Origin of the sequence: Streptomyces sp. NPDC006265, assembly GCF_040613555.1 — a bacterium.
Taxonomy (GTDB): domain Bacteria; phylum Actinomycetota; class Actinomycetes; order Streptomycetales; family Streptomycetaceae; genus Streptomyces.
In genome coordinates, this window is record NZ_JBEXSH010000931.1 from 1 (window position 1) to 3,415 (window position 3,415).

Annotated in this window: 1 protein-coding gene; it reads right to left on the reverse strand. The window is 70.0% G+C overall.

The features are described from left to right. Positions 1-60: 60 nt before the first annotated feature. Positions 61-3,415 (reverse strand): HAMP domain-containing protein (locus ABZ281_RS42980; RefSeq protein WP_356663532.1); only part of this gene is annotated, 3,355 nt, incomplete at its 5' end.

Sequence of the window (3,415 nt, forward strand, 5' to 3'; positions counted from 1 at the left end):
GGAACGACAAGCGCTGCGGGGCGCCCGGCCGGCCGGTGTGGGGGTCGGGCGCCGGTGTTCTCATGCGGGTAGCCAGCGGCGGACGCAGGCCATGAGGTCGCGCGTGTCGACGGGCTTGGTGACGTAGTCGCTGGCACCCGAGGCGAGGCTCTTGTCCCTGTCGCCCGGCATCGCCTTCGCCGTGACGGCGATGATGGGCAGCTCGGCGTACTGCGGCATCCGGCGGATCTCGGCCGTGGCGGTGTAGCCGTCCATCTCGGGCATCATCACGTCCATGAGCACGATGGCGACGTCCGGGTTGTTCACCAGTGTCTCGATGCCTCTGCGCCCGTTCTCGGCGTGCAGGACGCGGAAGCCGTGCATTTCCAGGATCCCGCTCAGCGCGAAGAGGTTCCGCGCGTCGTCGTCGACGACGAGGACGGTACGGCCCGCCGTCGCGTCGTCGACCGAGGGCGGCGCCAGGTGCTGCGGCCCTTCGGTCCGGACGAGGGAGAGCACGTCCCCGGGTTCCTCGGCGGACAGGTGCAGGGCGATGCGCTCGCGCAGTTCGTCGAGGCTGGACAGCAACTCCAGTGCGCCGCCGGCGGAGCGGGAGCGCAGCGTCTCGTCCAGGGACGCGTCCCCGGGGTGGCTGCTGTGCACCAGTACCGGCACGCTCGTCAGCGCCGAGTCCCCTTCCAGGGCCTGGAGGAACCGGGACGCCTCGTCGTCGCGCATGCCCAGTTCCAGGACGACGCAGTGGCACGGCTCGGAGGCCAGGGCACCGGCCGCCTCCTGCGCACCGACGGCGGTGATGATGTCGACCGCGGGCCGCTGAGCGCCGTCGGCGCGGCCCTGTGTCAGGTCGGCGACCACGCTCTCCGCGACGAGAGTCAGCAGACCGCGCGAGCGCTCCTCCACGACGAGCAGGCGCCGGGGCCGGGGGCCGGGCCCGATCTGGGCCACCGGCACCGAACCGGCCAGTCCCTGCGGCACGGGTTCGGCCGAGGCCCGGTCGAGGGGCCTGCCGTGGCTGAGCAGTTCCTCGAAGTCGGGGCGGGCCACGGGCAGGAAGAGCGTGAACGTGCTGCCCTGGCCGGGCGCGCTGTGCACCGACACGGCGCCGCCGAGCAGCTGGGCGATCTCACGGGTGATGGACAGGCCCAGGCCGGTGCCGCCGTACTTGCGGCTGGTCGTGCCGTCCGCCTGCTGGAACGCGCCGAAGATCGTCTCCAGGTGCTGCTCGGGAATGCCGATGCCGGTGTCCTTGACGCGGAAGGCCACCACGGCGGCGCCCCGCACCACGCCCTCGGGCACCTCGTCGTCCGACGCGGGCTCGATGCTCAGCTCCACGCCGCCCTGTTCGGTGAACTTCACGGCGTTCGACAGGAGGTTGCGCAGCACCTGGCGCAGCCGGGAGTCGTCCGTGAGCACGTCCGCGGGCGCGCCGGGGGCGGTCGTCACCGTGAAGTCCAGGCTCTTCTGCGTCGTCATGGGCCGGAAGGTGGCCTCGACGTACTCGATGAGCTGCCGCAGCGTCACCCGCTCGGGCGTGACGTCCATCTTCCCGGCCTCGACCTTCGACAGGTCCAGGATGTCGTTGATCAGCTGGAGCAGATCGGAACCGGCGGAGTGGATGATCTGTGCGTACTCGACCTGCTTGGGCGTGAGGTTGCGGGACGGGTTCTGCGCGAGCAACTGGGCGAGGATGAGCAGGCTGTTGAGCGGGGTGCGCAGTTCGTGGCTCATGTTGGCCAGGAACTCCGACTTGTACTTCGAGGCCAGCGACAGCTGCTGGGCGCGGGTCTCCAGTTCCTGGCGGGCCTGCTCGATCTGCAGGTTCTTCGCCTCGATGTCCCGGTTCTGTGCCGCCAGCAGCGAGGCCTTCTCCTCCAGTTCCGCGTTGGATCGCTGCAGTTCCTCCTGCTGCACCTGCAACTCGGTGGAGCGGGCCTGGAGTTCGACCGTGAGCCGCTGGGACTCGACGAGCAGCTCGTCGGTGCGGGCGTTGGCCACGATGGTGTTGACGTTGACGCCGATGGTCTCCATCACCTGGGCGAGGAAGTCCCGGTGGATCTGGGTGAAGGGCGTGACCGACGCCAGCTCGATGACGCCGAGGACCTGGCCCTCGACGACGATCGGCAGCAGCACCAGCACGGTCGGCACCACCTCGCCCAGGCCCGAGGAGATGGTCACGTAGCCGTCCGGCAGCTCGTTCACCATGATGGTGCGCCGGCTGCGCGCGGCCTGACCGACCAGGGTGCGGCCGAAGGCGATGCGGGAGGGGCGGCTGCTCTCCTCGGGGTAGCCGTAGGAGCCGACGAGCCGCAGTTCGGGCCCGTCGTCGCTGTCCTCGGCGAGGTAGAAGGCCCCGTACTGGGCCGACACCAGCGGGACAAGCTCGTCCATGATCAGCTCGGCGACGACGGGCAGGTCGCGGTGGCCCTGCATCAGGCCCGAGATGCGGGCGAGGTTGGTCTTGAGCCAGTCCTGCTCCTGGTTGGCCCGGGTGGTCTCGCGCAGGGACTCCACCATCGAGTTGATGTTGTCCTTGAGTTCGGCGACCTCGCCGGACGCCTCCACGGTGATCGAGCGCGTCAGATCGCCCTCGGCGACGGCGCTCGCGACCTCGGCGATGGCGCGGACCTGCCGGGTCAGGTTGCCCGCCAGTTCGTTGACGTTCTCCGTCAGGCGCTTCCAGGTGCCGGAGACACCCTCGACCTCGGCCTGTCCGCCGAGGCGTCCTTCGGTGCCGACCTCGCGGGCGACACGGGTGACCTCGTCGGCGAACGCGGACAGCTGGTCGACCATCGTGTTGATCGTCGTCTTCAGTTCGAGGATCTCGCCGCGGGCGTCCACGTCGATCTTCTTCGACAGGTCGCCCTTGGCCACGGCGGTCGTCACCAGCGCGATGTTGCGCACCTGACCGGTGAGGTTGTTGGCCATCGAGTTGACGTTGTCGGTGAGGTCCTTCCAGGTGCCGGCGACGTTCGGCACGTGCGCCTGTCCGCCGAGGCGCCCCTCGGTGCCGACCTCGCGGGCGACACGGGTGACCTCGTCGGCGAAGGCCGACAGCGTGTCGACCATCGTGTTGATGACCTCGGCCAGCGCGGCGACCTCGCCGGCGGCCTCGACGGTGATCCGCTGCGACAGGTCGCCGCGCGCCACGGCGGTGGCGACCTGGGCGATGGAGCGGACCTGGCCGGTGAGGTTGGAGGCCATCACGTTGACGTTGTCGGTGAGGTCCTTCCAGGTGCCCGACACCCCGCGCACCTGGGCCTGTCCGCCGAGGCGGCCCTCGGTGCCGACCTCGCGGGCCACTCGCGTGACCTCGTCGGCGAACGCCGAGAGCTGGTCGACCATCGTGTTGATGGTGCTCTTCAGCTCCAGGATCTCCCCGCGCGCGTCCACGGTGATCTTCTGCGACAGGTCGCCC